The 2,596-nt window shown below is 62.8% G+C and carries 3 protein-coding genes; all 3 read right to left on the bottom strand.

Features of this window, described 5'->3' with window-relative positions; all coding sequences use genetic code 11:
- Window positions 1-385: 385 nt before the first annotated feature.
- On the bottom strand, window positions 386-661 hold the full coding sequence (locus AC1DY5_RS50805; protein ID WP_478121881.1) for a DUF3606 domain-containing protein: 276 nt from the start codon (window positions 659-661) through the stop codon (window positions 386-388).
- 540 nt (window positions 662-1,201) lie between these two features.
- Window positions 1,202-2,191, bottom strand: coding sequence for a DUF932 domain-containing protein (locus AC1DY5_RS50810; RefSeq protein ID WP_478121882.1), 990 nt, complete (start codon window positions 2,189-2,191; stop codon window positions 1,202-1,204).
- A gap of 106 nt (window positions 2,192-2,297) precedes the next feature.
- On the bottom strand, window positions 2,298-2,453 hold the full coding sequence (locus AC1DY5_RS50815; RefSeq protein ID WP_478121883.1) for a hypothetical protein: 156 nt from the start codon (window positions 2,451-2,453) through the stop codon (window positions 2,298-2,300).
- Window positions 2,454-2,596 lie beyond the last annotated feature (143 nt).

A 2,596-nucleotide genomic window follows, 5' to 3' on the forward strand; every position in this document is an offset into this window, starting at 1 on the left:
GTCTACATGCCCATGCGAATCCGGAGGTTAGCTGCGCAGCTAATGCCGTCGTTTCAGCTAAGGACTGGCCGTGCACATGTCGCCGGCCGGCTGCGTCGCGGCGGCGGACGCGCCGGCGGGCCGGCTGGAAGCGCGCAGGGCTGGGTTCAACTTTGAGTCGCGAGAGCGGCGCCGAATGGCCGCTGCGAGGCACTACCGCGAAGGACCGGTGTTGGCCGACTGCAGCCGGTCGTGGTGTTGGACTTCGAGTGCCTTGCCCGGCGCTGAAGAGCTCGCAGTTCGTGCAACGGCGCGGTGGTGGCGCGGGGTCACTTCGACTGCCGCGCGCTCGTTCTGGTGGCCGATGCCGGCGACCGCCGCGCGATGCGCGACGAGCAGTGTAGATTCAGCGGCGTTCCGCCAAGTGTTTGCGCACTGCGTCGGCCGACGCTCCGACCACTGCAACTGCCTTGCGCAAATCGATTTCCCTGCAGCCGAGTAACTGCATCCAACTGCTCACTTCGTGCTCGTCGGCGAGCAAGATCTTTTTCCAATCCTGTCCCGCATTCTTGGGGGCGTCTGCCCGCTCGAGGATTGTGCGTGAGTCAATATGCGGATGCGCACTACGCTCGGCACGCGCGAGTGCCTGGAGATGTTTGATCCGTGCCTGCACACCAATCATGAGAGCATCCTAAGGTTCTCGGATGCAATGCTTATGCATGCGTGTGCATATCCGCGCTGGCACAGCTCGTTCTTGGAGGACGGGCGCTATCGGGGCGACGCTGCGCAGCGCAATCAAGCCGGCACAACGACGACGGCGAAGTCCATCGGCGTGCTTGCGCGTCAGGTCCGGCGCCAGGGGCAGGCCACCAAAGCTCACGGCCGGGCGACCCGTCGATGCCGATGTCGTGATCGAAACGCGCGAACAGGTGGACTTGCTGCGAGTATCGTGGGCACAAGGCGGCAGCCAGTAGCCGCAGTGCGTACACCCTGTTCGGGCCAGCCGAGTCGGAGCGGATGCCGAACTGCGTCATCGGGCGCGCAGGAGCCGATGTCGCGCTTGTACTGCTCAAGCTCGGCGTCACGCTTCTTCTCTACAGCAACATGCGCCTTCTTCGGCCGTGCGATCGTTTTTACCAGTAGATCCCGCCGCCGATGAGGACAGCCACGGCGACGAGCGTGCGCCCCAGTGCCACCGAAGGCGAAGGGACCCGACACGGGCTCAAGCCGTGGCCAGAGCAACACCGCGACCGACTTTGTCTGCATCGACACCCGGACTGGCCAGCGCCTCCAGATGCTTCGTCAGGTCGAACCCTTCATCTTCACAGACCGCCGCGAAACCGCTCGCCCATTGTCCGGCGCGGCGTTGTAGCCCATGGCGACTACGGCGCACGGCCTGACTTTCTGGAGGGCGTGAGGCAATCTCGGTGACAACGTTCAACACCGTATTGGCGTTTGCCCCCAATTCCGTGCGATAGCGGTCACTAGTTTCGTCAACGACCGCGACCAAGTCACGCCAGGCAACCCATCGAGGATCGGTCGGAAGGTCTGGACTTTCGGGCGGCCGGAATCCGAGCACCCCACACGCAAACCGGCTGATCATGGCCTCGGGAACGTCGAAGTTCTGCAGCTTTTCCAAGAAAGCCTGAAAGTCCTGCCGCTGCTTGTCGAGCTCTTTGTGGTCGATCTCGAAGTGAATCTCCTTGCTGATTTCCCGGCGCTGATGACTCATCTTGAAGCTGATCAGCGAGTCCCGCAGGATCAGGCCGTTCTTGCAGACCTTGCGGTAGTAGCCAATGTCGAAACACAGGGCCCGGGTGCGGTTGTAGCTGTTGGTCACCCGGACGAAGGGCCCATAGACCTCTGGCTTGTCCTTTGCCGCGAGTCCCGAAAAATCCAGCGCCGCAGAATTGTGGACTAGGTCAATGAAGCATGTGGCACCTGTAGACGGGGCGTCAACGCCTGCGGGTGCCCACTCCGCGTGCTTGGTTTCCGGGAAGGCCGACCGGGCACACTCGAAAGCAAGACCGAGCGCCTCATCATGACTCACTAGTCGATAGTCGCGGCCAACGACGCTCAGCACGCGGCCAGTTCGACATTCGACGATGGCTTGGCTATCGGGTACCCTCAATTCTCGGCCCTCGTTCTTGATGAACAGTGGCCGCATCACCACCGGAAACAACACGTCTTTCAGGTCTGCGAGCCTCGGCATTTAAATCTCCTGGTTGCGCAATATGATGGCCGCGCACTCGGTGGGCAAAGCCCCATGCATACGGGCATATTCGTGATGTTTCGCACAAACTATCGGACCGAGACGCTCAGAGGGGCCGCCTATGCTGCGCGGCGTTCTGCTGGAACTCAGATCGGCGGATCACCGGCCATGGGATGCTGTCGAGCTCGGCGCGTGCCTCGGGGGCCATGTGCTGCACCAGCGCGAGCATGTCCGCGGTGGTGACAGCGAAGGCCTGACTCATTGCTTGCCTGCCAGCGCGGAGATGGCAGCCAGAGCGGCCGGGTTGCCGTTGATGAAGCGGGACAGCCGGACAGCGCGCTCGGTGTCCGTAAGGCTCTTGCCTGCGCCTGGCGCATCGGGATCGTTCTCGGCGCCGTCCAGGCC

Source organism: Variovorax sp. P4_D9, assembly GCF_056401695.1.